A 22,599-nucleotide genomic window follows, 5' to 3' on the forward strand; every position below is an offset into this window, starting at 1 on the left:
AGGCCGTTGGGAACAGCAGCAGACCGGACCACCCCACGAAAACGAAGCGGTCGCGCTTGAGCCAGTCGTCGAGGACGTCGAACCATCCACGGGTGGCCGGTGCACGCCCTAGGGCGATCGTCATGGGTGAAAGCGGTGCGGATGACCCGCAGGGCTGTGGGTTACCGGGGGATGGTAACAACGTTGATCCGCCCCCCGCGCCAGGCGACACGGGCTGAAACTGACGCCTCCGGCACGCTTCACGGCAGGATGGCCACCCACTGCCCTTTCGTCCCGCATGGCTTCGCCTGGCGTCGCTTCCCCTTCCGCCGACGAGCAGGTGCTGGAGCAACCGGTGCTCGGCTCCCGGCGTCTCTCCAACCTCCTGGTGGCGGCCGCCGTCAGCATCGGAGGCCTTGGTTTCGTGCTCACGAGCGCCTCCAGCCGCTTCGGCCGCGATCTGCTGCCCATTGGCCACCCCGCCGCCCTGGTCTGGGTGCCCCAGGGACTCGTGATGGGGCTCTACGGGGTGGCGGCGCTGTTGCTGGCCATCTACCTCTGGCTTGTGATCGGCATCAATGTGGGCTCGGGCAGCAACCGCTTCGACCGGGGGGCTGGCGAAGCCCGTATCAGCCGCCGCGGTTTCCGCCAGCTGATTGAGGTGGTGATTCCGCTGCGGGAGATCCAGGCGGTGAAGGTGGAGGTGCGGGACGGCCTCAGTCCGCAGCGGCGCCTGGCCCTGCGCGTCCAGGGTCGTCGGGACATGCCCCTGACCCGGGTGGGGGAACCGATGCCCCTGGCCGACCTTGAGCTGGCGGGTGCCCGCCTGGCCCGCTTTCTGGGTGTTCCCCTGGAGGGCCTCTGACATGCGACAGCGCGATGGACGACACCGCACGAACCCCGCGTCCCTGGGCTGGCGGCTGCTGCTGCTGCTGGTTCTCGGCCTGACACCCCTCGGACTGGCGGCCTGCGCCGCCGACACCGGCAACCGACCGCTGGGATGCGAAGCGGCCAACACCCCTTGCCTGGAGGGCACGGCGGTGGTGGCGATGGAGACCAGCAAGGGTCCTGTGGAGCTCCGGCTCGACGGCGCGGCGGCCCCCCTCACCGCGGGCAACTTCGTCGATCTGGTGCGGCGAGGTGCCTACAACGGCACCGTGTTTCACCGGGTTGTGAAGGAGCCGGTGCCCTTCGTGGTGCAGGGCGGCGATCCCAGCAGTGCCGACCCGAAAGTGGCCCCCGGTGACTACGGCTCGGGCAGCTTCGTGGACCCTGCCAGTGGCGAGTCCCGACTCATTCCCCTGGAGCTCAAGCTCAGCGGCGCCCCGGAACCACGCTACGGCGAGGAGATCACCACCCCGACAGCCACGCGCCAGCTGGCCCTCACCCACGAGCGCGGCGCCATCGCCATGGCCCGCTCCGCCGACCCCAATTCGGCCAGCGCCCAGTTTTATGTGGCCCTGCAGGCGCTGCCTGAGCTGGATGGCCGCTACGCGGTGTTCGGCCGGGTGAGCAAGGGCATGGAGGTGATCGACCGGATCCAGCAGGGGGACAAGTTGATCAGGGCCCGGGTGATCGAAGGGGGCACGCTGGTCAAGCAGAAGCCTTGAGGCCCTTTCAGGCCGGGACCCGCTTGTCGGAGACGGTGGCCTTGAGCAGCTCGGTGTTCACCCCCGAGGCTCGCTCCAGGGCCACCTTGCCCGTGCGGGCGATCTCCAGGATTCCGTAGGCCTCAAGCAGCCGCTCCAGGGCTACCAGCTTGCCCGGATCCCCCACCACTTCCAGGGTGAGGGCGTCATCGGCCACGTCCACCACCTTGGCCCGGAAGACCTGCACCAGATCGAAGATGGCGCCGCGATTCTCCGCGGGCGCCGACACCTTGAGGAGCATCAGCTCCCGCTCCACCGCCGGAATGGTGGAGAGGTCGATCACGCCGAGCACGTTGATCAGCTTGTTGAGCTGCTTCGTCATCTGCTCAAGGGTGCGGTCGTCCCCTTCCACCACCATGGTCAGGCGCGACATGCCCCGGTGCTCCGCCGGCCCCACGGCCAGGCTCTCAATGTTGAAACCCCGCCGGGCGAACAGACCGGAAATGCGGCTCAGGGCGCCCGATTCGTCTTCCACCAGCACCGAGAGGGTGTGCTTCATGTCGGGCTCGTGAGCGGGGTGCGGCGGGGGACCGGGGGGAAAGCCGGCACGGTCTAACCAACGGTACGCGCCAGGGGACGTCGTCCCTTCAGCCCGTCTCCAGACGCTCCAGCCAGCGGAGCACCGCGCCACCGAAGGCGTCAGGGGTTTCATCGTGGGGACAGTGGCCGCAGGAGGGGATCACGTGCAGGTCGAGGTCGCTGCGCAACCGCAGGCACTGCTGGGAGACCTCCAACGGCACCAGCCGATCCTGGCCGCCCCAGACCAGCAGGGTGGGCCGCCCCAGCCGTTGCAGCAGCGAGACGGCGGTGGCCCGGTAGGGCCGCAGGGCCATGCCGATGCTCATGGCCCGCAGGGCCCTGACCGCTCCGGGGCGTCGAGCGGGCCGGGCGATCAGCCGACGCAGCTCCTGGTCACCGATCACCGGGTGGTGGTAGGCCGACTGGATGCCCAGGTCGAGCAGGGGGGAATGGGCCAGCAGCGGAACCAGCAGCTCCAGGGGCAGGAGCCGCAGCAGGAGATGGATCACCCCCCGTTGCAGTCGCCGTCGCCAGGGGCGGCGGCGGGGCGGGCGCCGCCCGGCCATCAGCAGGCTGGGATCGGGGAGGGGAGCCGCCACCACGGCCCGCACCCACTGCGGGGCATAGACGCTGCAGGTCAGGGCCACCAGGCCACCGAGGGAATGGCCCACCAGCACCGCCGGCGCCTGGACCACCTCCGCCAGGAACGCCTGCACCTGGCGGGCCCACAGGCGGTTGTCCAGGGCCTGATGGCGATCCAGCCCCGGCTGGCTGGAGGCACCGAAGCCGATCAGATCGAGGCTGTAGACGCACCACCCCGCCGCCGCCAGGGGGCCGGCGTTGCGGCGCCAGTGGCCGCTGGCGGCTCCGAAGCCGTGCAACAACAGCAGCGCCGGTCGGTCAGGGCTCCCCAGGCGGCGCCAATGGCAGCTCTGGCCGCGCCAGAGCCACTGGGCGTGATCGCCCCACTCAGCTCCCTCCTGCGGTGCGACCTCCCCGGGGGCAGGCTGGGGGTCGGCGGACGACACCGATGGTTGCGGCAAGGACCTGGACTTGAGCGAACCCCCTCACTATTGCGAAGGTGCGGCCCTGGTGGAGACCGGTGACGGCTTCTTCCGAGCCGCCTCGCGGCCGGCCAGGGATTTCGGCGTGCTGCTGGCACGGACGCTGGCCGCCCGAGGGCTGGACGGTCCCTTGCGGGTCCTCGATGGCATGGCGGGCTGCGGCATCCGGGCTCTCCGTTATGGCCTGGAGGGTGGTGCCGGGGCGGTGTGGGCCAACGACGCCGACCCGGATCGCCTGCCCCTGCTGGAGCGGAATCTGTCCCGGTTGCCGGTGGGGGTGGAACGGCAGCTGAGCACCGCCACCGCCGAGCAGCTGCTGGCCGGTTGCCTGGTGGAGGGGCGTCGCTTCGAGCTGGTGGATCTGGATGCCTTCGGCTGTCCGGCCGCCCTGGTTCCCCTGGCCCTGGAGGCGGTGGCCTTCGGCGGCGTGCTCTACCTGGCCAGCACCGACGGACGTTCGGCCACGGGCCATGACCGCCGGGCTGCCGTGCGCCGTTTCGGTGCCGCCGCCAGGGCTCACCCCGCCAGCTGGGAGATCGCCCTGCGCCTCCAGCTGGGGTTGCTGGCCCGGACCGCCTGGGCGATGGGGCGGGGGATCCTCCCCATACTGAGCTTCAGCGAAGGGCGGGCGTTCCGCACCGCCGTGCGCCTGGAGCGGCATCCCGCCGGCGGAGAGGAGGCCCAGCTGGGCCTGGTGGCCCATTGCCACGGCTGCGGCGATCAGCAGGTGCAGAGCCTGCTGCGGCTCGGACGCTGGCGGCCTTGCGATTGCCCTGGAGCTGCATCGGGCGAGGCGCCGTCCCTGGCGGTGAGTGGCCCGCTCTGGATCGGCCCCCTCCAGGATCCCGCCACGCTCACGGCGATGCTGCAGGAGGCCGAGGCGGGCAAAGCCCACCTGGACCGGCCTGGACGGCGGCGGCTGGAGCGGCTCCGGGACGATCCGGCCACGACACCCCGCTGCTGGCCGGTGGACGCGATTGCCCGCCGCCTGGGTCAGGGTCCGCCGCCGCTGGCGGCGCTGGTGGCGGCGCTGACGGCGGAGGGTTTCGCCACGGCGGCCAGCGGGGTGATGGCCGGCCAGCTGCGCACGGAGGCCCCCTGGCCCCTGGTCGTGGCGACGGCCAGGAGGTTGGCGGCCGCAACGGCTGCTAGATAGGTAGCCCGTTCCCCTTTGTCCGGGCCATGGCCTCTGAAATCTTCGGCACCGCCGCCATCTTCTGGGTGCTGATCCCCGTCGGGCTGGCGGGCGGCGCCCTGCTGCTCAAGCTCCTCAACGACTGAGCAGCGCGCCGGGGACTGACGCACCCCTAGGCTCAATCTCCTTCCCTTGCAGGGGTCCATGAAGGTTCTGGTCATCGGTGGAACAGGAACCCTCGGTCGCCAGATCGCCCGTCGTGCCCTCGACGCCGGCCATGTTGTCCGCTGTGTGGTGCGCTCCCCTCGCAAGGCCGCCTTCCTTCAGGAATGGGGCTGTGATCTCACCCGCGGCGACCTGCTGGAGCCCGCCAGTCTGGATTACGCCCTGGAGGGCCAGGAGGCGGTGATCGATGCTGCCACGGCCCGGGCCACCGACGGTGGCAGTGCCTATGAGATCGATTGGGATGGCAAACAGAACCTCTTCGCGGCCTGTCGCCGCGCCGGCTTGAGCCGACTGGTTTTCATGTCGTTGCTGGGTGCCTCCAAGCACCGTGGCGTGCCGCTCATGGACATCAAGGCGTGCACCGAAGAGTGGCTTGAGGCCTCCGACCTCGACTACACGATCCTGCGCGGTGTCGCCTTCATGCAGGGCCTGATCAGCCAGTTTGCGATTCCGGTGCTGGAGAGCCAGACCGTCTGGGTGAGCGGGGCGCCGACGCCGATCGCCTACATGAACACCCAGGACGTGGCCCGTTTCGCCGTGGCGGCCCTGGAGCGACCCGACACGATCCGGCAGGCGTTCCCGGTCGTGGGTCCGAGGGCCTGGATCACCGGGGAGATCACCCAGCTTTGTGAGCGCTACAGCGGCCGCGAAGCCCGGGTGTTTCGGGTGCCGCCGGTGCTCCTGGGGCTGATGCAGTCGGTCACAGGCTTCTTCGAAGCCAGCCTCAACGTGGCCGAACGTCTCGCCTTCGCCGAAGTGGTGGGCGGAGGCGAGCCCCTGACGGCGCCGATGGAGGCCAGCTACGCCGCCTTCGGCCTCGATCCGGCCGAAACCACTCGGCTGGAGGATTACCTCAAGGAGTACTACGACACGATCCTGCGGCGCCTGCGGGAGATGGAGTCCGACCTCGACAAGGAAGCCAAGAAGAAGCTTCCCTTCTGAAGCGGTGCCACGCGCCAGTTCGTGTGTACTATTGCAGGGGTTTGCCGGCTGTCATGGCGATTTCCCAGATCAAGAACCTCCAGCGGCGTCTGGCCAACCTGGAGGAGGAGGCCATCGGAGAGCTCACACGGGCCTGTGGCCACGAGCTCTGGGCGTCGTTGGGCTTCGATGCCTTCGACACCCTTGAGGATCCCGATCGTCGTGCCCGGGCGAACTATTACTACGGTCAGCTTCAGACGGTCAGGGAGCTCAAGGACGCCCTGATCTGAGCAGGGCCGCCAGGCGTTCTTGCTCCAGGGGGCTCACGGCGCGCCAGGCGCCGGGGGCCAGGCCGACCAGATCCAGGGGCGGGCCTCCGTCCATCAGGTCGATCGCCGTCCGCAACAGGCGCAGCGTGGGGAGACCCACAGCGGCGGTCATGCGCCGTACCTGCCGGTTGCGCCCCTCGCGCAACTCCAGTTCCAACCAGTCGGTCGGCACCCGCAGGCGGTGGCGGATCGGCGGATCTCTCTCGGGAAGGGCGGGGTCCGCCACGGCCCGGGCACGGGCCGGCAGGGTGCGTCGCCCCTGCACCATCACCCCCTGGCAGAGGCTGTCGAGGGCCGCTGCGGTGATGACACCCTCCACCTGCACCAGATACCGGCGCCAGTGACCCCTGGCCGGATCGGTGAGCCTGGCCTGCAGTTGCCCATCGTCGGTGAGCACGAGCAGTCCTTCGCTGTCTGCGTCCAGGCGACCGGCGGCATAGACGCCCGGCTGATCAATCAGCTCGGCCAGGGTGCCCCAGGGGCTGCCCGGTTCCGGACGGAACTGGCTGAGCACCCCGTAGGGCTTGTGGAGCAGCAGGGTGGTGGTCACGGCCCCGCGGGATCAGGAGCTTTCCCGGGCCCGCCAGAGGTTGACCACGCCGATCGAGATGAGCAGCAGGCCCAGATCCATCGCGATGGGAGGAAGGATCATGGGGTGGGGCCTGGGCGCTTGGTCGGCTGACCCTATCGCTCCGGTCTTCTCACCGTGTGACGGGCTTTGGAGCAGGCACGGCCGACGCTTAAGCTGAACCTCTGTTGTTTTCCTCAGGCCACCCTTCCCGCATGATCGAAACGTCCGGTGTGATCGAAAAGGAGCAGGGCAACGGGTTCTACCTGGTCACCCTTGAGCAGCCTGCCGGTCACCAGTGTCTCTGCCGGGCGGCGGGCAAGCTCACCAAGTTCCGGATCAAGCTGCTGGCCGGCGACAAGGTGTTGGTGGAGATCAGCCCCTACGACCTGACCCGGGGCCGCATCACCTACCGGGAGCGCAACGCCGGAGCCACCGGCCCCCGGCCAGGGGGGAACCGTCCCGGCGGTCCCAGGCGTCGCTGAGCCGGCTCAGATCTCCAGCAGGCCGTCCGTTTCGGGACGGCGGCCGAGGTGCAAGTCTCTGGGCACCATCAGAACATTGGCCTGAAGCAGTTCGGGGTGGTCTTCCAATGTGAGGAGCCACTCACGGAATTCCTCGTTGATGGCATAGCTGTCTTCGAACAGCTCGCGGCCATCGAGGGCAGCCCGGCGGGCCAGGGCCCAGCAGACCGCCACGGTCACGCGGCGATGGACGGCAGCATCAAGGGGGGCATCAAAACATTCGTCCTGTTCGCTGGAATCGCCTCTTGGCCTGTCCATCGGAATGATCTCGGTGGATGTCCTGTGGTGCCCACGTTGGCGGCTGGTGGACGCGTCGACGGTGTTGGTTGTCACATCGTTGCAGGAAAAGCGCCTGCAACAAGTCAAATGAAGCCAATTTTAAGCCAATTGGCGACGAAACACCGGCAGTTCGGGGCCGCTGACGCTGAGCATTCGTCCGGCATCGTCCGCCAGGGCCTGCAGGGGCAGGCGCTGGTCGCCACCCAACGGGCCGGCCGTGCCAGAAGCCGCGTCCGTTGGGCGCGTCCGGATCACATAGGGCTCACTGACGGTCCAGCCCCGGGCATAGCCGATCAGCAGGGGATCGGCCGGTGCAAAGACATAGGACGGCCGTCGCGGGATGGTTTCCTGACTGGAGCGATCCCCATCCATGCGCACGGCCCTGGTGATCGCCTGAACGAAGCGGCTGCGGGTGACCACGGTGGTCAGGTAGGCCACCACCCGTAGTCGGGGGGCATCGAAGCCTTCGGCGCACATGTCGATGCTCACCAGCCAGTCGGCCTCCCCGGCCTGGAACGCTGCCAGGCGCTGGGCCGCCTCCGGGTCCTGGGAGTGCACCAGATGCACCCGGTCCCCTTCCTTGGCCAGCAGGTCGGCGATGGCGCCCGCATGGCCGATGTCGCGGGCGACCACCAGGCCGCCGGCCCCCGGATGCTCCAGCCGGACCCGCTCCAGGCGGCGGCGGGCCTGGAGAAGCAGCCGCAGGGCGATCCCGCCCCGATCCCCCGGCCGGATGGCCCGACGCAGGTTGCGGGCCCGCCAGCTCTCCCGCAGCTCCGCCGACAGGGGGGAGGTCTCGGTGTCCCGTCCGTCTTCCGGGCGCCCGTGTTCCACCCAGCCGTCCTGGAACCGGAATTCCAGGGGCCGCACATCGCCGGCAGCGATCAGGGCACGGGGCTCGACGCAGAGGTCCGGAATGATGCGCTCGGCCGGGCCGTCCTGGTCGTGCATCCGGATCCGGCGGGCGGAACAGAAGCCGAGGTTGTCGGCGCGGAAGGGGGTGCCGGTGAGCCCCAGGCGCAGCTGGGCGCCGCCGCTGAGGCTGCTGAAGGCATGCCCCCACGCCGTGGCCTCCGGTTCGAGGGGATCGAGGCCCAGGTGGTGCACTTCGTCGGCGATCGCCAGCCAGCGCCTGCCCTGATGTTGGCGGCCCAGCTCCCGCTCCAGGCGCAGCCGGTGCAGGGCGGCTGCCTGGTAGCTGAGCAGCAGGCCCTGGCCGGGCGGCGAGGTGGCGGCTCCGCCTGGGGTTTCCCACTCCTGCAAAACCAGGCCGAGGCGGGCGGCGGCGCTGATCCATTGGCGCGCGATGGCGCTGCGGTGGCAAAAAACCATGAACCGATCCAGCCGTCCTTCCCGTTGCAGCTGCTGGAAGGCAAGCAGGGCCCCCAGGGTCTTGCCGGCGCCGGGACCGGCGTGCAGCAGCACGTCCTGCCCCCCGGGACTCGCCGCGACCAGCCGGGCCCGCAGCAGCTGAATCAGGCGCCGTTGCCAGGCCCGGGGCTCGGGGCCGCGGGGGGCGCCGGGGCTCCCCGACACAGCGGCCTCGCGGCGCAGACCCAGATCGAAGGACGGTGGCGCCATGGGCTGATTCTGCTGGGCTGGCGAGGGGGCTGCCGCCAACGGCGGTCGCGTCCGGTGGGCGTGTCCGCACATTGGCGTCTGGGTGCTTGCCGTCCACGGCGGGGCTGTCTATCGCGGAAGAACTGTGTGTGGCCCCGCGTTGGTCAAATTGCTGATTCCCAGGGAGACGGCTCCCGGTGAGCGGAGGGTCGCCGCGACCCCCGAAACGGTCAGGCGGCTGGTGGCCAAGGGGGCGACCCTGCAGGTGCAGCGGGGGGCGGGCCAGTCGGCCGGCTTCCTTGATGACGACTACGCCGCCGTGGGTGCCGAGCTATGGGACGGGGAGGCTGGGGCCTGGGGGACGGTCGACGGGGTGCTCTGCGTGCAACCCCCCCCGAGCGAGGAACTGGGCCGCCTGCGCGATGGATCCCTGCTGGTGGGCCTGCTGGCCCCCTACGGCGCCACCGCCCTGGTCCAGGCCCTCAACGAACGGCGGGCCTCCGCCATCGCCCTCGAGCTGCTGCCCCGGATCACCCGGGCCCAGTCGATGGATGTGCTGTCGTCGCAGGCCAACATCGCCGGCTACAAGGCGGTGCTGCTGGCGGCGGCGGCCCTCGATCGCTACGTGCCGATGCTGATGACCGCGGCGGGCACGATCCAGCCCTCCCGGGTGCTGATCCTGGGGGCGGGCGTCGCTGGTCTGCAGGCCCTGGCCACTGCCCGTCGTCTGGGCGGTGTGGTGTACGTCTCGGATGTGCGGCCGGCGGTGAAGGAACAGGTGGAATCCCTTGGGGGCCGTTTCATCGACCCGCCCCAGCTGGAGGAGGCCCCGGCCGAGGTGGGGGGCTACGCCCGCCAGGCCAGTGAGGCCTTCCTGGCGGCCCAACGCCAGCAGCTGGCCGACCAGCTGGCCCTGGCCGACATGGTGATCTGCACCGCCCTGGTGCCCGGCCGGCCGGCTCCCCGCCTGATCAGTGAGGCGATGCTTGACGGCATGCGGCCCGGTGCGGTGGTGGTGGATCTGGCCGTGGCCCAGGGGGGCAACTGCTTCGGCACGATCCCCGGGGCCACGGTGGAGCGCCGGGGCGTGCTGCTGATCGGGGCCGACACCCTGCCCAGCACCGTGCCCAACCACGCCAGCGCCCTCTACGCCCGCAACATCGCCACCCTGGTGGAGCACGTGCTGGGCGAAGACGGCTTCCGGCTGGATCCGGAGGATCCGATCCTGGATGGCTGTCTGCTCACCCACGCCGGCGCCTGCCGCCGCGACGACATCGTCGTGACCGCCGGCCTGACCCCCATCGGAGCCCGTTCATGAGCGTTCTGACGCAGTCCCTCTGGGTGCTCCTGCTGGGCAGCCTGCTGGGTCTGGAATTGATCGGCAAGGTGCCCCCCACCCTGCACACCCCGCTGATGTCGGGGGCCAACGCCATCAGCGGCATCACCGTGCTGGCGTCCCTCACCCTCATCCAGCAGGCCGGAGACAACACGGCCCTGCTGGTGATCGGAGCCCTTTCCCTGGGCTTCGCCCTCTACAACGTGATCGGTGGCTTCCTCGTCACCGATCGCATGCTCGCCATGTTCCGCCGCAAGGGCGATAGCCGATGACCTTTTCCATGGATGCTTTCGCTGCCGGCATTGATCTGGCGGCCGTGCTCCTGCTGGCCCTTGGCATCAAGGGCCTCTCCAAGGTGAGTTCCGCCCGCGGGGCCAACGCCCTGGCTGCCCTGGCCATGGGACTGGCCGTGGTGGGGCTGCTGATCCAGATCCGGCCCGATCCGATCGCCTGGCTCTTGATCGCCGCCGGCAGTGCCGCCGGCGGCCTCGCCGGTCTGGTCACCGCCCGCCGGGTGCCGATGACCGCCATGCCGGAAACGGTGGCCCTCTTCAACGGCTGCGGCGGCATGGCCTCCCTGCTGGTGGCCATGGGTGTGGCCCTGTTCGATGGCGGCAAGTCCGACATCGTCGCCCTGGTGTCGATCGCCGTGTCGGTGTTCGTCGGCGCCATCACCTTCAGTGGCTCGATCGTGGCCATGGCCAAGCTTCAGGGCTGGCTGGACACCCCCGGCTGGACCCAGAGTCGCCTGCGCCACGGCGTCAACATCTCCCTGGCGGTGCTCTGCCTGGTATCGGCCCTGCTGCTGCCCGGAGATCCGTCCGGCCTGCCCCTGTGGCTGCTGATGGGGGGCTCCACCCTGCTGGGCATCGGCGTCACCCTGCCCATCGGCGGGGCCGACATGCCGGTGGTCATCTCCCTGCTCAACTCCTATTCCGGCGTGGCGGCCGCGGCGGCGGGCTTCGTGGTGGGCAGCCAGCTGCTGATCGTGGCTGGCGCCATGGTGGGCGCGGCGGGCCTGATCCTCACCCAGGTGATGTGCACGGCCATGAACCGCTCCCTGGTGTCGGTGCTCTTCGGTGGGGCCCTCGGGGCCAGCGCCGCAGCCGTGGGCGGTGGCGGCAGCGAGGCCGGCTACACCCGCATCACCAGCTGCAGTGCCGAGGAATGCGCCATGGCCCTGGAGCAGGCCGAGCGCGTCGTGTTCGTGCCTGGCTATGGCCTGGCGGTGGCCCAGGCCCAGCATTCCCTGCGGGAGCTGTCCAAGTTGCTGGAAAGCCATGGGGTGGAAGTGAGCTACGCCATCCATCCCGTGGCGGGACGCATGCCCGGTCACATGAACGTGCTGCTGGCCGAGGCCGACGTTCCCTACGAGCAGATGCTGGAGATGGATCTGGTCAATCCCGAGTTCCCCCGCACCGATGTGGTGATCGTGCTGGGGGCCAACGATGTGGTGAACCCCCAGGCCAAGAACGATCCCACCAGCCCCCTGTACGGCATGCCCGTGCTGGAGGTGGATCAGGCCCGCCAGGTGTTCGTCGTCAAGCGCAGCCTGGGGGCCGGTTATGCCGGCATCAACAACGCCCTGTTCGAAATGCCCCAGACCGCCATGGTCTTTGGTGACGCCAAGGCGGTGCTCAACGGCCTGCTGAGCGAGCTCCGTTCCATGGGCGTGGGCAAGACGAAGGTGGCGGCCTGAGGCTGGGGCCGGGGTGGTGAGCCAACTTCCCCACCATCTCGGCCTGCCGGCCTTCCGGCAGCGCACCCCCTGGATCGGGGGGGATCTGCAGACCCTGCGGGACACCCTGCGGCCCCTGCGCTTCCCCCCCGAGCGCGCCGAGGCGTTGTCCATCCCCCTGGCGGACGGCGGCCAGCTGTTCGGCCTGCTGGACCGCCCAGACGCCAAAGAGCCGCTAGGTCTGGTGGTGGTGCTGCATGGTCTGGGGGGCTCCAGCGATGGCCAGGGCCCGCGGCGCCTGGCCCTGGCCCTGGTCGCCGAAGGCTTCGCCGTGCTGCGCCTCAACCTGCGGGGCGCCGGGCGTGGCCGGCCCCTGGCCCGAGGCACCTACTGCGCCCTCTGCAACGAGGATCTCCGTCCGGCCGTGGCTTGGGCCCGGAAGCTGGCGGCCGAGCTGCCGCTGTTTGGCGCCGGCATTTCCCTGGGGGGCACGGTGCTGCTCAACGCCGGCCTGGGCGGCCTGGGCTTTGATGGCCTGGTCAGTGTCAGCGGTCCCCTTGATCTGGGGGTCTGCGCCGTGCAGTTTGAGCGCCGCCGCAACCGGGTGTACCAGCGCTGGCTGATGCAGCGCCTGCGGGAGCAGACCCTGGCCGATCCGGGGGGGCTCCAGGAGGCGGAACGTCAGGCGCTGGTGGGCCCGAAGCGTGCCCGCACGATCCGGGCCTTTGATGCGGCCATCACGGCGCCGCGTTGGGGGTTCGCCACGGTGGAGGCTTACTACGCCGCCGCCAGCCCCCTGGTCTCCCTGCTCGAAGGCCAGCCCCTGCCCCCCAGCCTTCTGCTCCATGCCGGCGACGATCCCTGGGTGCCGGTGGGCCCGCTGCGGCAGCTGACTGCTGCCGGCACGGGATCGGCCCTGGAGGTGCTGATCACGCCCCAGGGGGGCCACAACGGCTTCCATGCCCCCGGCGACGGGCCGGCCTGTTGGGCCGATCGGCTGGTGGTGGCCTGGCTGAAGCGCCTCAGCCGGGGGGAAGGGGGTGGTTGAAGGGGGTGCGGCGGACGATCCACTCCTCGATCGGCACCCCGCCGACCACATGCTCGCGGACGATCCGCTCGATCCGCTCGGGGGTGACGCCGCCGTAGGTGACTCCCTCCGGCCAGATCAGCAGCACTGGCCCATCGCAACAGAGGCGCAGGCAATCGGCCTTGGTGCGCAGCACCACGCCTTGGGGCCGCCCTGGCTCCTCCAGCCCCAGCTCGCGCACCAGCTGCTTGAGCCGGTCCCAGCTGGCCGCTCCGATGGCCGGGTCGCCACAGAGCGCCTTGGTGGGCGTGGCGCAGAGCAGCAGGTGGTGCTGAACGCCGCTCACGCCGGCAGCGCCTGCAGGGCGGCCGCCTCGACGGTGGCCTGGCGGGCCCAGGCGTCCACGGCCAGCACGTCGTCAAGGGACGGCTCGCCGTGGTGGTCGGCCCGGTGCCGGTCACAGACCCGCTCGATCAGTTCGGGGATGGCGAGGAAGGGAATCGCCTCCTCCAGGAACAGGGCCACGGCCTGTTCGTTGGCGGCATTGAGCACCGCCGGCATGGTGCCGCCGGCGCGTCCGGCGGCGTAGGCGAGCGCCATGCACGGGTATTTCTCCCGGTCGGGGGCACGGAAGGTGAGCTGGCCCACGGCGGTGAGATCGAGGCGGCGCCAGGGGGTGTCCAGCCGCTCCGGCCAGCTGAGGCAGTAGAGCAGGGGCAGCTTCATGTCGGGCCAGCCCAGCTGGGCCAGCACCGAGGAATCGGCCAGTTCCACCATCGAGTGGATGATGCTCTGGGGGTGGATGACGATCTCGATGTGGTCGTAGTCGAGCCCGAACAGGTAGTGGGCTTCGATCACCTCCAGACCCTTGTTCATCAAGGTGGCGGAATCCACCGTGATCTTGCGCCCCATGCTCCAGTTGGGGTGGCTGGTGGCATCGGCCACGGTGGCCTTGGCCAGGTCGGCGGCGGGCCAGTCGCGGAAGGCCCCGCCGGAGGCGGTGAGCTGGATCCGCCGCAGCCCTGGTGTCGGTACGCCGGTGGAGAGACGGGCGGTGTCGGCCCAGGGGGTGCCCTGCAGGCACTGGAACAGGGCCGAATGCTCCGAATCGGCGGGCAGCAGGCGGCTGCCGCTGCGCTTCAGCTCCGGCAGCACCACCGGGCCGGCGGCGATCAGGGTTTCCTTGTTGGCCAGGGCCAGGTCCTTGCCGGCCCGGATCGCCGCCAGGGTGGGCAGCAGACCGGCGCAGCCGACGATGCCGGTGACCACCAGATCGGCGCTGGGCCAGGCGGCCGCGGCCTCCAGCCCCTCCGGGCCGCCCAGCAGTTCCGGCAGACGGGCCGGGCGGGTGACGCTGTCAAGGCTGGTGAGACGGTCGCGCAGCTCGGGGAGGCGCTCGGCATCGGCCAGGGCCACCGCTTCGGGGGCGTGGCGCTGGATCTGCTCGATCAGCAGGTCGAGGTTGTTGCCGGCGGTCAGGGCCACCACCCGAAAGCGGTCGGGGAACTCCTCGACCAGTTCGAGCGTTTGGGTGCCGATCGAGCCGGTGGAGCCGAGCACGGAGAGGGCTTTCATCGGAACGGCCCGGAGCTGCAGGGCGCCAGTCTCCCATTGCCGGCTGCATGGCGACCTCGCCGGGTCTGCAGCGCGTCACACTGAAGCGACTTGCGGCGTGTTGCGTGCTCTGGCTGAAGCGCTGGAACTTCATCGAGCGGGCCCGTATGGAAAGGGAGCTGTGGGAGGCCTTCGAGCGCCGGGAGGACATCGAGGCGATGGTGGCCAGCTGTCCGGCAGACGACGCCTTTCGCCTTGAGGTGTGGCAGACAACCCTGGGCCGGATCCGCAAGATCGAACAACTGATGGCGGGCAAGGCGCCCACACCACCCACCGATTCCTGAGCCTCAGACGGCTGCCTTGGCGGGGGTTGCGCTGTTGCCCTTTTTGGAGCACCGGCCGCCCCTGCCCCGGCAAGATGCCCACACCTCAAGGCCCCTTCCATGGCTGACGCCCCTGCCGCCACACCCTCGCCCGGCTGGCCCTACGTGCTTGGCTGCGGCCTCGCCATGGGTGCGGCCGATGTTGTGCCGGGGGTGAGCGGCGGTTCGATGGCCTTCATCCTTGGCATCTACGGCCGGTTGCTGGAGGCGGTGGCGGGCTTCGATCTCAAGCTGTTGCGGCTGCTGGGCCAGGGGCGCTGGGCCGACGCGGCGGCGCAGGTGCACCTGGGTTTCCTGGTGCCCCTGCTGGCCGGAATCGCCAGCTCGGTGCTGTTGCTGGTGCGGCCGATCACCTGGCTGTACGTCGCCCATCCTGTGTGGCTGTTCGCCTTCTTCTTCGGCCTGATCGTGGGCTCGATCGTGTTGATCGCCCGCCATGCCCACTGGGGCGCCAGCGGTCTGGTGGCGATGGCGGTGGGCGCGGCGGGCGCCCTGGTGTTCGTCACCCTGGTGCCGGTGACGATGCCCCACGACCCCTTCACCCTGTTCTGGAGTGGCGCCGTGGCGATCATGGCGATGATCCTGCCGGGCATCTCCGGCTCGTTTCTGCTGCTGGTGCTGGGCCAGTACCAGCACGTGATGGAGGCGGTGAAGGGCCTTGATCTCGCCACCTTGGTGCCCTTTGCGGCCGGCTGCGCCATCGGTCTGGCGGTGTTTGTGCGGCTGCTGCGCTGGCTGCTGGCCCGCTGGCATGGCCAGACCGTGGCCCTGCTGGTGGGGGTGATGGCCGGTTCGCTCTGGAAGATCTGGCCGTTCCGCACCGTTCTGGAGAGTGCCACCAACGCCAGGGGAAAAGTGATCGTGCTGCGCGATGCCCTGGCGGCTCCCCCCGATGGCGGCGCCCTGGTGGCGGCACTGCTGCTCGCGGCGTTCGGCATCGTGCTGGTGATGGGCCTGGAGTGGCTGCAGCAGCGGGCGGGGGTGGCTGAGATGGGGGGCTGAGGCCGCCGTCGCTCAGTTAAGCGGGCCCGTTCTGTTGCCAGGCCCGCTGCACCAGGGGCCACACCGCCTCGGGGGGCAGACCCTCCATGCAGGCGTGCTGCTCCAGCGGGCAGGCGGGGTTCTCGAAGCGCAGCTGCTGGCAGCCGTTGCAGCGGTGCTGGCTGCGGCTGATCCAGACATGGTCGGCCCGGGGGGCCCAGAGATCCCGGGGGCTGGATCCGAGGCCGCCCGCGTCGGTGCCGAACAGGGCCACGGTGGGGCAGCCGGCGGCCGCCGCCAGATGCAGCGGCCCGGAATCGACGGCGATGCAGAGCCGGCTGTGGGCGAGGGCCCCCACCAGCGCAGGCAGGCTGAGGCGCCCGCGCAGATCACGCAGGCCGGCGGCGCGGGCGAGCAGGGCCCGTTCAAGCCGATCGCCGGGCTGGCGCGGTTCGGCGGGGGGAGGGCCGCCGATGAGGCCGATGCCTCTGGCGGCCAGGCCCAGTTCCAGCTGCAGCTTTTCGAGCAGGGCCAGCCAGTTCTCCAGCGGCCAGAGCTTGGCGGCTCGCTCGCCGTTGACGGCGATCAACACCGGTGGCAGCCCCGGGGGTGGGGTCTCGGCAGGGAGCTCCACCCGCTCGAAGTCGGTGTCCACCCAGGCGACGCGGCAGTGCAGTTCGCGGATGCTGTTGCTGCCGATCCAGCCGCCGTAGCGCTCCATCAGGGTGGGACTGGCCCAGTGGGGATCGAGGGCCAGGGCCTGGAGAGGGTGGTCGCCGGGGGGAATCGGTGCCGCTCCGACCACGAAGCGGGGCGCCAGGGCCCGGGTCCAGGCGGCGGTGTGGGGGGCGTGGCCGTCGGCGTTGATCACCAGAGCTACCCCGTCGCCGTTGGCCCGATCTGGCACAGACCGGCGCCACTGGGCCAGGGCCGCCAGGGCCGCGGGGCCCTGCTCCGCCAAGGGCAGGCTGGCATCGATCCAGGGGTTGAGCCGCTCCAGCTCCCGGGTGCGCTGGCTGCCCACGTAGGTGAGTTGGGCGCTGGGATACTTGTGGCGCAGCCCCCGCAGCAGCGGTTGCAGCACCACGTAGTTGCCCAGCTTGGCGGCCCCGAGCACCACGATCTGCGGCCGGGGGCCGAGGTCCTGGTTCTGGAAGCGGCGCATCAGGCCCGGCAGGGTGGTCATGGCAGCACCGCCTCGACGGGGGCTTCGGCGGCCTGGGGAGGGGCTGAATCCAGGTCCCACTGGCTCAACCACCGCCGTATCCAGCTGCCGCGGTGGGGCTGCTCCAGGCGCCTCTGGCTGTGCAGCCAGAGGCTGTTGAGCAGGAAGGTGGTGCGGTTGCAGGCTTCCAGCCGTGGATCACTGGCGATGGTGGCGCTGGCCGTGGGGTTGGCCCTCAGCTGCACGCTCTGGAGGTCGTCCGGGGTGATCCACGCGATGGCCTCGCAGGCGCGCAGGCGCTCGGCGTAGTCGAGGTCTTCGCAGTAGGCCGGGTGGAAGTTGGCATCAAAGAGCCCCACCCGGTTCCAGGCGGCCGGTGTGATGGCAAAGGCGGAGAACTCCTGCGGGGCCGGCAGCAGCGGCAGGAACTGGGGACGGGACGGCTCGATCCGCTCGATCACCTGGGCCAGGACCCCTGGGGCGAAGGCCACGTCGTTGTTGACCAGCAGGGCGAAGGGCGCCTCGGGAAAGGACGTGAGGATCGCGTTCCAGCTGGAGGCCACCCCCTGGTTGGCGAAGGGCCGCGCCACCCGCACCCGCCCGATGCCGGCGGGCGGCTCCCGCTCGAGTTGGGCCAGCAGCCGGCTGAGGGCGTCCGTGTCGGGGAGGCCTGAGGCGATGCTGTTGTCGACGATGGCGAGGGTCTCGACGGGGTGATCGAGGCTCTCGAGCAGCCGCAGAAGCAGATCGGGCCGGTTGAGAATCGGAATCCCCAGCAGGGGAATGGCCGTGGGCCTGCGGCTGTGGGGGCTGACGCCATCCAGCCGCTGCCAGAAGTCCTCGACCGGCGAAAGGTCGCCGCTGAGGGAGGCGTACTGGGCCAGGCAGCCCCAGAGATCGGGGTTGGTGAGGTCGCAGCGGCTCGGGGCCGCCGGCAGGGTGGAGAAGTAGGTCTTGATCCAGAGAAAAAGGAGGGACCTTGCAGCTGCAAGGTCCCTCCGCTCCAGACATGTGAGGTAGTTACGGGCGAAGCGGGTCTGTTCCAAGCGGGACACCGGTGGCTGGGGTCATCAGCCGAAGGTGATCGAGTCGCCCTGGGCGGAGATGAAGGCCGTCTGGCTGTAATCGAAGGCGTATTCCTCGCCGCCGATGATGAGCAGATCGCCGTCGCCGGCGCCGAAGATCTGGGTGCCGTTGCCGATGTCGCCCCTGGCGTTGAAGAACACCATGTCGATGGCGGAGTCGTTGCCGAGGTCGATCCAGGTGTTCTGAACCTTGGCGGAGAAGTCGAGAACGTCGGCCCCCAGGCCCAGCAGGAAGGTGGAACGCCTGACCTTGCCGCCGAAGATCAGGGTGTCATCACCGGCGCCGGCGCTGATCCTGACGGAATCGGCCTTGTCGGTGATGGTGAAACTGTCGGCACCATTGCCGGCCGAGAAGGTGGTGTCCTTGAGGGCACCTGTGATGGCGGTGTTATCACCTGTGCCGAGAGAAATGGTGCCCTTGGTGATGTCGGTGGCGATCAGGGTGTCATCGCCAGCGCCTGTGCTGATGGTGGTGTTTCTAGCATTGCCGGTGAAGGTGACAGTGTTGTCATCCCCGTTGCCGATATAGGAAGTGTCCTTGGAGGCTCGCGAGAACGTGGTACGCGTGTCACCGGCTGAGGGCTCCTTGATGCCCACATCATCGATTTTGCGGCCCTGGTTGGGGAAGACGCGGGAATTGACGGTGCCACCGTTGAGGCTGGTGAGGACCCTGGCCCCGGAATCGGTTGTTTGGGAGATCGTCTCGCCGGGGTTCGGCACGAAGATCGAAAGGGTATCGGAGGAAGCCATTCGACAAGAACTGCCGCTTATTTGGTTGAGAGCTTAGGGCATGGTTTTTGAGTTATGTGTATCCCAGACATCGTTTTCCTCGATAATTCTTGAACATCTCACCAGCAGTGGATGAAAACTTAACGTTGCCCTTGCTGGGCCTTTGGTGTCTTGTTAGCACCTACATGCAGGTATTCAGGAGATACATTGTTGTCGCTGGGTTCTTTCTGTTTCAGGATTGCTGTCATGCCAGCGCTTTCCGGTGATTCCGACTTTGAGCAGGTTCTTCAGGAAGCCAAGGAGGCGGAGAGCCGGCAGGAATGGTGCGAAGCCGCCTGCATTTACCAGGAACTGATTCAGGCCCATGCAGCAAATGGGCCTCTGCTGCTGCGGACCGCCAATGCCCTCTGGCTCTCGGATCAGCCCGAGGAGGCCCTGGCGCTCTACCGGCGGGCGTCCCTGCTGCTGCCGTCCAGCCCCGCCCCCTTCATGGGCCTCGGCAACAGCCTGCGCGACCTCAACCGCTTTGAGGCGGCGGATCGCGCCTTCCGGGCCAGCCGCCAGCTGCGGGACGGCCCGGAAGTGGCCTGCAACCATGCCTCGGTGCTGATCGGCCTGGAGGCTTACGACGAGGCCTATGCCCTGGCGGAGCGCCGTTTCGAGCTTGCCAGCCACGCCCCAGGACCGGAGGGGGGCGTGGGGGCGGTGGTGGCCAGGGCGCGGCGGCTGCAGGTGCGCACCGAGCAGGGCCTCGGGGATGGCCTGCAGTACCTGCGCTGGATTCCCCCCCTGATGGTGCAGGCGGCGGCCCGGGGCCAGCAGGTGGTGCTGGAGGTGGAGCCATCGCTGGTGGCGCTGCTGCAGGTGGGGCTGGCCTGGTTGCCCCAGCCACCGGAGGTGCGGGCCCGACCCGAACCCAACGGAGACGGCCAGGGGGATCCCGTTGGTCCGGACGTGGTGAGCCTGCTGTCGCTGCCGGCGGCCCTGGGTGGTGCCCCCTGCCCCCAGCCGCCGGGGCCGGATGGGCGGGGCACCTACCTGCAGGGCCTGGACCCCGCCGCCTCTGCTGATGGCTACGGCCGGCCACCGCGGATCGGGCTCACCTGGGCCAGCGGCCGCAAACTCAGTGATGGCTTCACCCGCCGGGAATACCGCAAGCGCAGCCTGCCTGCCGCTGCTCTGGTGCGGCTGGTGGAGGGGCTGGTGGCCCTGGGGTGCGAGCCGGTGCTGCTGCAGCAGGGGGAGGACCGGCAACTGGCGGAGCCGGTTGGCCACCTGTTCGGCGCGGCCATCGATCCAACGGGTGATTTTCTCGCCACGGCCAGGGTGCTGGCCGGCACCGATCTGCTGATCACGGTGGACACGGCCATGGCCCACCTGGCCGGCGCGATGGGCCATCCGACCTGGGTGCTGCTGCCCTTCAGCGCCGATCCCCGCTGGCTGAGGCAGCGGCACGACAGCCCCTGGTACCCGAGCCTGTGCCTGTTCCGCCAGGGCGATGACCGCGACTGGCGGCCGGTGCTGGAGGCGGTGCTGCAGGCCCTTCAGCGCAGCAGGCGCAGGCTGCGGATCAGGGCTTCGAAGGCTTCGGCGGACCGGTTCACCTCGTAGCGGGCCGCGACGGTGGCCCGGCCGGCTGCGGCCACGGTCGCGAAGGCGGGCGGGTCGGCCAGCACGGCCAGCAGGGTTTCGGCGAGGCGATCGGAGTCGTTGAAGGGCACCAGCAGCCCGTTGTGGCCGTGCTGGATCACCTCGTTCAGCGGTGGGTTGTCGGAGGCCACCACCAGGGCGCCGGAGGCCATCGCCTCCAGCAGGCTCCAGGAGAGGGCGTAGGGATAGGAGAGATGGACGTGGGCGGCACTGATGCGGAACAGGGCCAGCAGGTCGCGGTGCGCCAGGGGCGGCAGGACATGGACGCGATCCAGGGGCAGTCGGTGACCGAGCAGGGCCAGCAGTTCGCCCTTGTGGCCCTCAGGGTGGGACGAGGGGGCGCCGTAGCCGCTGCCGGTGCCCCCCACGATGACGGCCCGGGCGTCCGGGCGGGCGGCCAGCACGGCCGGCAGGGCCCGCAGCAGGCTGCGGAAACCGCGCAGGGGTTCGAGGGTGCGGCTGGCGAAGCTGATCACCGGATCGCCCTTGACCAGGGTGGGGCCGCCCTCCAGCCGCAGGCTTGTGCTGCCGCTGGCGGCGGGCGGCAGGGCGAGGCCTTCGTGCAGCACGTGGAAGCGGCGGCGCAGGTGGGCGGGAAAGGTGTCGCGGGCGAAGCGGGTGGGCACGACGCAGGCGTCGGCGTCGGCTACGGCCGCCAGGCCCATCAGGTTGCCGCGGCGCCACTGGGCCCGCAGGGCCAGGGAGGGTTCGCCCAGATCGGCATCGAAGCCGTAGCCAAGCAGCAGCGGGTTGGCAAAGAGCTCGGGGTAGGCGATCAGCACCGCCTCGGGCCAGATGTCGCGCAGGTAGAGACATTCCCCCCAGCCGCTGTGGGCGAGCACGGCCTGCGGGCGGTAGCCCTGGTCACGCAGCTGCAGGCAGCGCTCCTGGACCCGGGCGGCCCGGTGCAGGTTGGTCTCCAGCAGCGGATCCACCAGTCCCGCCGGCAGGGCGGGCGTCTGCCAGGCGTAATCGAGCCGCTGGCCGCGAGGCGTGGCACCCAGACCGAGGACGCGGTGGCCGCGGCGTTCAAGGGCGGGGGTCAGATCACGAAACTGGCCGGGATGGTTCTGATGGATCAGCAACAGTTCCATCTGCTAACGCTATTACAATCCCGCTGCCTGAACTGACCTGCGTGATGTCGCTCTGGAGCCGTCTGTTCGGACGCCGGGATACGGTGAGCTGGGGTGAAAAAAAGCTGCAAAAAGATAGCGGTCTCCTGGATACACTGGTGAGTGATCCAGGCACCATCCCGATGGAGATGGATCGCCGGCCCCAGATCACGCCCTGGTCGGCGGCGCGGCTGGGCACGATCTTCATGGATTTCGCCCACGAAGCCACCCCCACCCGGCTGGCGGAGGCGCGGCTGGCACGCCAGTGCCTGTCGAAGTTCTGGTTGAGTGCACCGATCGATGCGCTGGAGCTTCTCTATGGCTCGGCGGTGGGCCAGAGCTATCGCCAGATGATCGGGACTGAGCTGGCCTCCCAGCCCCTGCTGCGCGATGAAGAGAGTTGGAGAGACCATCTCTCCGAACGGCTCCAGAGCGGCTTCGATCGGCCGGAAATGGCCAATGTGTTGCTGGCGGTGATGCCCTATTTCCGCCGCGGCAAGATGAAAGTGCGCAACTGCGAACAGAATCTTCCCGACTGGCTGCTCGAGGACTACGCCAGCCTGTTCGAACCGGAACTGCTGCCGCGCCTGCGCCAACCCAGCCCCCTCGAGCGCCGGGCCCTGGCGCCGGCTGGAGCTGGGGCTGGGGGTGTGGCGTCGGTGGCCCCAGAGCCGGAGCTGCCACCGTTGCCGCAGCTCTCGGCCTTCACCGGTGCCCAGGCCCTGCAGCTCACCGGCAGCGAGGAGTTCCTCACCCGCCTCAACGGGCTGGTGAATCTGTTCGAGATCGACCCGGACGACGGGGCCATCCTCAAGGAGCTGGGCGGTTTCCGTCGCCAGCTTGGCCAGATCTGGCTGGACACCCCCGACGACCAGCTGCAGCCCCTGTTCGAGAGCAGCTTCGGCGACCTTTACCGCAAGTTCCTGCGCAGCGGCTACGCCGGAACCCCCCTGGCGGAGGAAGACCGGCAGCTGCGGGGCCAGCTGGCCCACTACGTGCGCAACATGACCCGCCCCAAGGCCACCCAGGTGGTGCTGGCGGTGCTGCCCTTCTATCCCCCCGGCAAGATCGGCTTCGCCGGCGGCGAGCAGTTCATGCCCCAGTGGCTGCTGGGGGCCCTGCCCAGCCTCTACGCGAAAAGCTAGTC

The 22,599-nt window shown here is 69.6% G+C and carries 26 protein-coding genes and 1 pseudogene; 15 read left to right on the forward strand and 12 right to left on the reverse strand.

The window, feature by feature from the left end; translation table 11 throughout:
- Positions 1-124, reverse strand: a pseudogene (locus KBY95_RS11090) (photosystem II D2 protein (photosystem q(a) protein)); the annotation flags it as partial.
- Between the two features lie 153 nt (positions 125-277).
- Here KBY95_RS11090 and KBY95_RS11095 point away from each other — a divergent pair.
- Positions 278-844, forward strand: a complete 567-nt coding sequence (locus KBY95_RS11095; RefSeq protein ID WP_254965065.1) for a photosystem I assembly protein Ycf4 — start codon at positions 278-280, stop codon at positions 842-844.
- 1 nt (position 845) lies between these two features.
- Entirely contained in the window at positions 846-1,589 is a 744-nt protein-coding gene (locus KBY95_RS11100) for a peptidylprolyl isomerase (RefSeq protein ID WP_254965066.1), read from the forward strand.
- Positions 1,590-1,596: 7 nt separating this feature from the next.
- Here the strand turns inward: KBY95_RS11100 and ilvN are convergent, their stop codons facing one another.
- A complete protein-coding gene (gene ilvN / locus KBY95_RS11105) occupies positions 1,597-2,127 on the reverse strand; it encodes an acetolactate synthase small subunit (protein ID WP_254965067.1) in 531 nt (176 codons plus the stop codon).
- 88 nt (positions 2,128-2,215) lie between these two features.
- On the reverse strand, positions 2,216-3,175 hold the full coding sequence (locus KBY95_RS11110; protein ID WP_254965068.1) for an alpha/beta fold hydrolase: 960 nt from the start codon (positions 3,173-3,175) through the stop codon (positions 2,216-2,218).
- Between the two features lie 25 nt (positions 3,176-3,200).
- Between KBY95_RS11110 and KBY95_RS11115 the strand changes: the two genes are divergently transcribed.
- Genes KBY95_RS11115 through KBY95_RS11130 form a run of 4 tightly spaced genes read left to right on the forward strand, consistent with a single transcriptional unit; the run spans position 3,201 to position 5,782 of the window.
- The gene (locus tag KBY95_RS11115) at positions 3,201-4,367 is read left to right on the forward strand and encodes a N2,N2-dimethylguanosine tRNA methyltransferase (RefSeq protein ID WP_254965069.1); all 1,167 of its coding nucleotides are present in this window, start codon (positions 3,201-3,203) and stop codon (positions 4,365-4,367) included.
- Between the two features lie 26 nt (positions 4,368-4,393).
- Positions 4,394-4,492 (forward strand): cytochrome b6-f complex subunit PetM, encoded by a 99-nt coding sequence (gene petM, locus KBY95_RS11120; protein WP_015108796.1) that lies wholly within the window; start codon positions 4,394-4,396, stop codon positions 4,490-4,492.
- Positions 4,493-4,550: 58 nt separating this feature from the next.
- The gene (locus KBY95_RS11125) at positions 4,551-5,513 is read left to right on the forward strand and encodes an NAD(P)H-binding protein (protein WP_254965070.1); all 963 of its coding nucleotides are present in this window, start codon (positions 4,551-4,553) and stop codon (positions 5,511-5,513) included.
- Between the two features lie 53 nt (positions 5,514-5,566).
- Positions 5,567-5,782 (forward strand): hypothetical protein, encoded by a 216-nt coding sequence (locus KBY95_RS11130; protein WP_254965071.1) that lies wholly within the window; start codon positions 5,567-5,569, stop codon positions 5,780-5,782.
- Here KBY95_RS11130 and KBY95_RS11135 read toward each other — a convergent pair.
- Positions 5,763-6,371 carry a pseudouridine synthase gene (locus KBY95_RS11135; RefSeq protein WP_254965072.1) on the reverse strand — a complete coding sequence of 203 codons (609 nt, stop codon included), beginning with the start codon at positions 6,369-6,371 and terminating at the stop codon, positions 5,763-5,765. The two genes, KBY95_RS11130 and KBY95_RS11135, sit on opposite strands and share 20 nt — an antisense overlap.
- 233 nt (positions 6,372-6,604) lie before the next feature.
- Here KBY95_RS11135 and infA point away from each other — a divergent pair, with 233 nt between their 5' ends.
- Positions 6,605-6,874 (forward strand): translation initiation factor IF-1, encoded by a 270-nt coding sequence (gene infA / locus KBY95_RS11140; RefSeq protein WP_015108791.1) that lies wholly within the window; start codon positions 6,605-6,607, stop codon positions 6,872-6,874.
- Between the two features lie 6 nt (positions 6,875-6,880).
- On the opposite strand, the gene KBY95_RS11145 is transcribed toward infA, so the two are convergent.
- Together KBY95_RS11145 and KBY95_RS11150 are read right to left on the reverse strand one after the other, a co-directional pair.
- Entirely contained in the window at positions 6,881-7,171 is a 291-nt protein-coding gene (locus tag KBY95_RS11145) for a hypothetical protein (protein ID WP_254965073.1), read from the reverse strand.
- Between the two features lie 120 nt (positions 7,172-7,291).
- Positions 7,292-8,773, reverse strand: coding sequence for a DEAD/DEAH box helicase (locus tag KBY95_RS11150; RefSeq protein WP_254965074.1), 1,482 nt, complete (start codon positions 8,771-8,773; stop codon positions 7,292-7,294).
- Positions 8,774-8,912: 139 nt separating this feature from the next.
- Here KBY95_RS11150 and KBY95_RS11155 point away from each other — a divergent pair, with 139 nt between their 5' ends.
- The 4 genes from KBY95_RS11155 to KBY95_RS11170 are packed head-to-tail and all read left to right on the forward strand — an operon-like array spanning position 8,913 to position 12,814.
- On the forward strand, positions 8,913-10,070 hold the full coding sequence (locus tag KBY95_RS11155; protein ID WP_254965075.1) for an NAD(P) transhydrogenase subunit alpha: 1,158 nt from the start codon (positions 8,913-8,915) through the stop codon (positions 10,068-10,070).
- On the forward strand, positions 10,067-10,360 hold the full coding sequence (locus tag KBY95_RS11160; protein ID WP_254949625.1) for an NAD(P) transhydrogenase subunit alpha: 294 nt from the start codon (positions 10,067-10,069) through the stop codon (positions 10,358-10,360). Before KBY95_RS11155 ends, KBY95_RS11160 begins: the two co-directional genes overlap by 4 nt.
- 8 nt (positions 10,361-10,368) lie before the next feature.
- Positions 10,369-11,787 (forward strand): NAD(P)(+) transhydrogenase (Re/Si-specific) subunit beta, encoded by a 1,419-nt coding sequence (locus KBY95_RS11165; protein ID WP_254965076.1) that lies wholly within the window; start codon positions 10,369-10,371, stop codon positions 11,785-11,787.
- A gap of 16 nt (positions 11,788-11,803) precedes the next feature.
- Entirely contained in the window at positions 11,804-12,814 is a 1,011-nt protein-coding gene (locus tag KBY95_RS11170) for an alpha/beta fold hydrolase (RefSeq protein WP_254965077.1), read from the forward strand.
- Here KBY95_RS11170 and KBY95_RS11175 read toward each other — a convergent pair.
- Positions 12,789-13,139 carry a ferredoxin gene (locus KBY95_RS11175; RefSeq protein ID WP_254965078.1) on the reverse strand — a complete coding sequence of 117 codons (351 nt, stop codon included), beginning with the start codon at positions 13,137-13,139 and terminating at the stop codon, positions 12,789-12,791. The two genes, KBY95_RS11170 and KBY95_RS11175, sit on opposite strands and share 26 nt — an antisense overlap.
- Positions 13,136-14,368: a 1-deoxy-D-xylulose-5-phosphate reductoisomerase gene (locus KBY95_RS11180; RefSeq protein WP_254965079.1), complete on the reverse strand. Its 1,233-nt coding sequence runs from the start codon at positions 14,366-14,368 to the stop codon at positions 13,136-13,138. Before KBY95_RS11180 ends, KBY95_RS11175 begins: the two co-directional genes overlap by 4 nt.
- 104 nt (positions 14,369-14,472) lie before the next feature.
- On the opposite strand from KBY95_RS11180, the gene KBY95_RS11185 reads away from it, so the two are divergent.
- On the forward strand, positions 14,473-14,691 hold the full coding sequence (locus KBY95_RS11185) for a hypothetical protein (RefSeq protein WP_254965175.1): 219 nt from the start codon (positions 14,473-14,475) through the stop codon (positions 14,689-14,691).
- Positions 14,692-14,790: 99 nt separating this feature from the next.
- Positions 14,791-15,732 (forward strand): DUF368 domain-containing protein, encoded by a 942-nt coding sequence (locus KBY95_RS11190; protein WP_254965080.1) that lies wholly within the window; start codon positions 14,791-14,793, stop codon positions 15,730-15,732.
- Between the two features lie 16 nt (positions 15,733-15,748).
- Here the strand turns inward: KBY95_RS11190 and KBY95_RS11195 are convergent, their stop codons facing one another.
- From KBY95_RS11195 to KBY95_RS11205, 3 genes are read right to left on the reverse strand one after another with little or no spacing between them, the layout of a single operon-like run.
- A complete protein-coding gene (locus tag KBY95_RS11195; protein WP_254965081.1) occupies positions 15,749-16,897 on the reverse strand; it encodes a glycosyltransferase family 9 protein in 1,149 nt (382 codons plus the stop codon).
- On the reverse strand, positions 16,894-17,931 hold the full coding sequence (locus tag KBY95_RS11200) for a glycosyltransferase family 2 protein (protein ID WP_254965082.1): 1,038 nt from the start codon (positions 17,929-17,931) through the stop codon (positions 16,894-16,896). Before KBY95_RS11200 ends, KBY95_RS11195 begins: the two co-directional genes overlap by 4 nt.
- Before the next feature lie 15 nt (positions 17,932-17,946).
- Positions 17,947-18,711: a hypothetical protein gene (locus KBY95_RS11205; RefSeq protein WP_254965083.1), complete on the reverse strand. Its 765-nt coding sequence runs from the start codon at positions 18,709-18,711 to the stop codon at positions 17,947-17,949.
- A gap of 225 nt (positions 18,712-18,936) precedes the next feature.
- Here KBY95_RS11205 and KBY95_RS11210 point away from each other — a divergent pair, with 225 nt between their 5' ends.
- A complete protein-coding gene (locus KBY95_RS11210) occupies positions 18,937-20,301 on the forward strand; it encodes a tetratricopeptide repeat-containing glycosyltransferase family protein (protein ID WP_254965084.1) in 1,365 nt (454 codons plus the stop codon).
- On the opposite strand, the gene KBY95_RS11215 is transcribed toward KBY95_RS11210, so the two are convergent.
- The gene (locus KBY95_RS11215; protein WP_254965085.1) at positions 20,235-21,434 is read right to left on the reverse strand and encodes a glycosyltransferase; all 1,200 of its coding nucleotides are present in this window, start codon (positions 21,432-21,434) and stop codon (positions 20,235-20,237) included. The two genes, KBY95_RS11210 and KBY95_RS11215, sit on opposite strands and share 67 nt — an antisense overlap.
- Before the next feature lie 137 nt (positions 21,435-21,571).
- On the opposite strand from KBY95_RS11215, the gene KBY95_RS11220 reads away from it, so the two are divergent.
- Positions 21,572-22,597 carry a hypothetical protein gene (locus KBY95_RS11220; protein WP_254965086.1) on the forward strand — a complete coding sequence of 342 codons (1,026 nt, stop codon included), beginning with the start codon at positions 21,572-21,574 and terminating at the stop codon, positions 22,595-22,597.
- Positions 22,598-22,599 lie beyond the last annotated feature (2 nt).

The organism is Cyanobium sp. Aljojuca 7A6 (genome assembly GCF_024346455.1).
Lineage (GTDB): Bacteria > Cyanobacteriota > Cyanobacteriia > PCC-6307 > Cyanobiaceae > Cyanobium.

Bases quoted from the DNA above. Each gene is read 5' to 3' on its own strand.
- KBY95_RS11095 (WP_254965065.1), top strand. From the start codon at position 278: ATGGCTTCGCCTGGCGTCGCTTCCCCTTCCGCCGACGAGCAGGTGCTG.
- KBY95_RS11100 (WP_254965066.1), top strand. From the start codon at position 846: ATGCGACAGCGCGATGGACGACACCGCACGAACCCCGCGTCCCTGGGC.
- ilvN (WP_254965067.1), bottom strand. From the start codon at position 2,127: ATGAAGCACACCCTCTCGGTGCTGGTGGAAGACGAATCGGGCGCCCTG.
- petM (WP_015108796.1), top strand. From the start codon at position 4,394: ATGGCCTCTGAAATCTTCGGCACCGCCGCCATCTTCTGGGTGCTGATC.
- KBY95_RS11125 (WP_254965070.1), top strand. From the start codon at position 4,551: ATGAAGGTTCTGGTCATCGGTGGAACAGGAACCCTCGGTCGCCAGATC.
- KBY95_RS11130 (WP_254965071.1), top strand. From the start codon at position 5,567: ATGGCGATTTCCCAGATCAAGAACCTCCAGCGGCGTCTGGCCAACCTG.
- infA (WP_015108791.1), top strand. From the start codon at position 6,605: ATGATCGAAACGTCCGGTGTGATCGAAAAGGAGCAGGGCAACGGGTTC.
- KBY95_RS11145 (WP_254965073.1), bottom strand. From the start codon at position 7,171: ATGGACAGGCCAAGAGGCGATTCCAGCGAACAGGACGAATGTTTTGAT.
- KBY95_RS11150 (WP_254965074.1), bottom strand. From the start codon at position 8,773: ATGGCGCCACCGTCCTTCGATCTGGGTCTGCGCCGCGAGGCCGCTGTG.
- KBY95_RS11160 (WP_254949625.1), top strand. From the start codon at position 10,067: ATGAGCGTTCTGACGCAGTCCCTCTGGGTGCTCCTGCTGGGCAGCCTG.
- KBY95_RS11165 (WP_254965076.1), top strand. From the start codon at position 10,369: ATGGATGCTTTCGCTGCCGGCATTGATCTGGCGGCCGTGCTCCTGCTG.
- KBY95_RS11180 (WP_254965079.1), bottom strand. From the start codon at position 14,368: ATGAAAGCCCTCTCCGTGCTCGGCTCCACCGGCTCGATCGGCACCCAA.
- KBY95_RS11190 (WP_254965080.1), top strand. From the start codon at position 14,791: ATGGCTGACGCCCCTGCCGCCACACCCTCGCCCGGCTGGCCCTACGTG.
- KBY95_RS11195 (WP_254965081.1), bottom strand. From the start codon at position 16,897: ATGACCACCCTGCCGGGCCTGATGCGCCGCTTCCAGAACCAGGACCTC.
- KBY95_RS11205 (WP_254965083.1), bottom strand. From the start codon at position 18,711: ATGGCTTCCTCCGATACCCTTTCGATCTTCGTGCCGAACCCCGGCGAG.
- KBY95_RS11210 (WP_254965084.1), top strand. From the start codon at position 18,937: ATGCCAGCGCTTTCCGGTGATTCCGACTTTGAGCAGGTTCTTCAGGAA.
- KBY95_RS11215 (WP_254965085.1), bottom strand. From the start codon at position 21,434: ATGGAACTGTTGCTGATCCATCAGAACCATCCCGGCCAGTTTCGTGAT.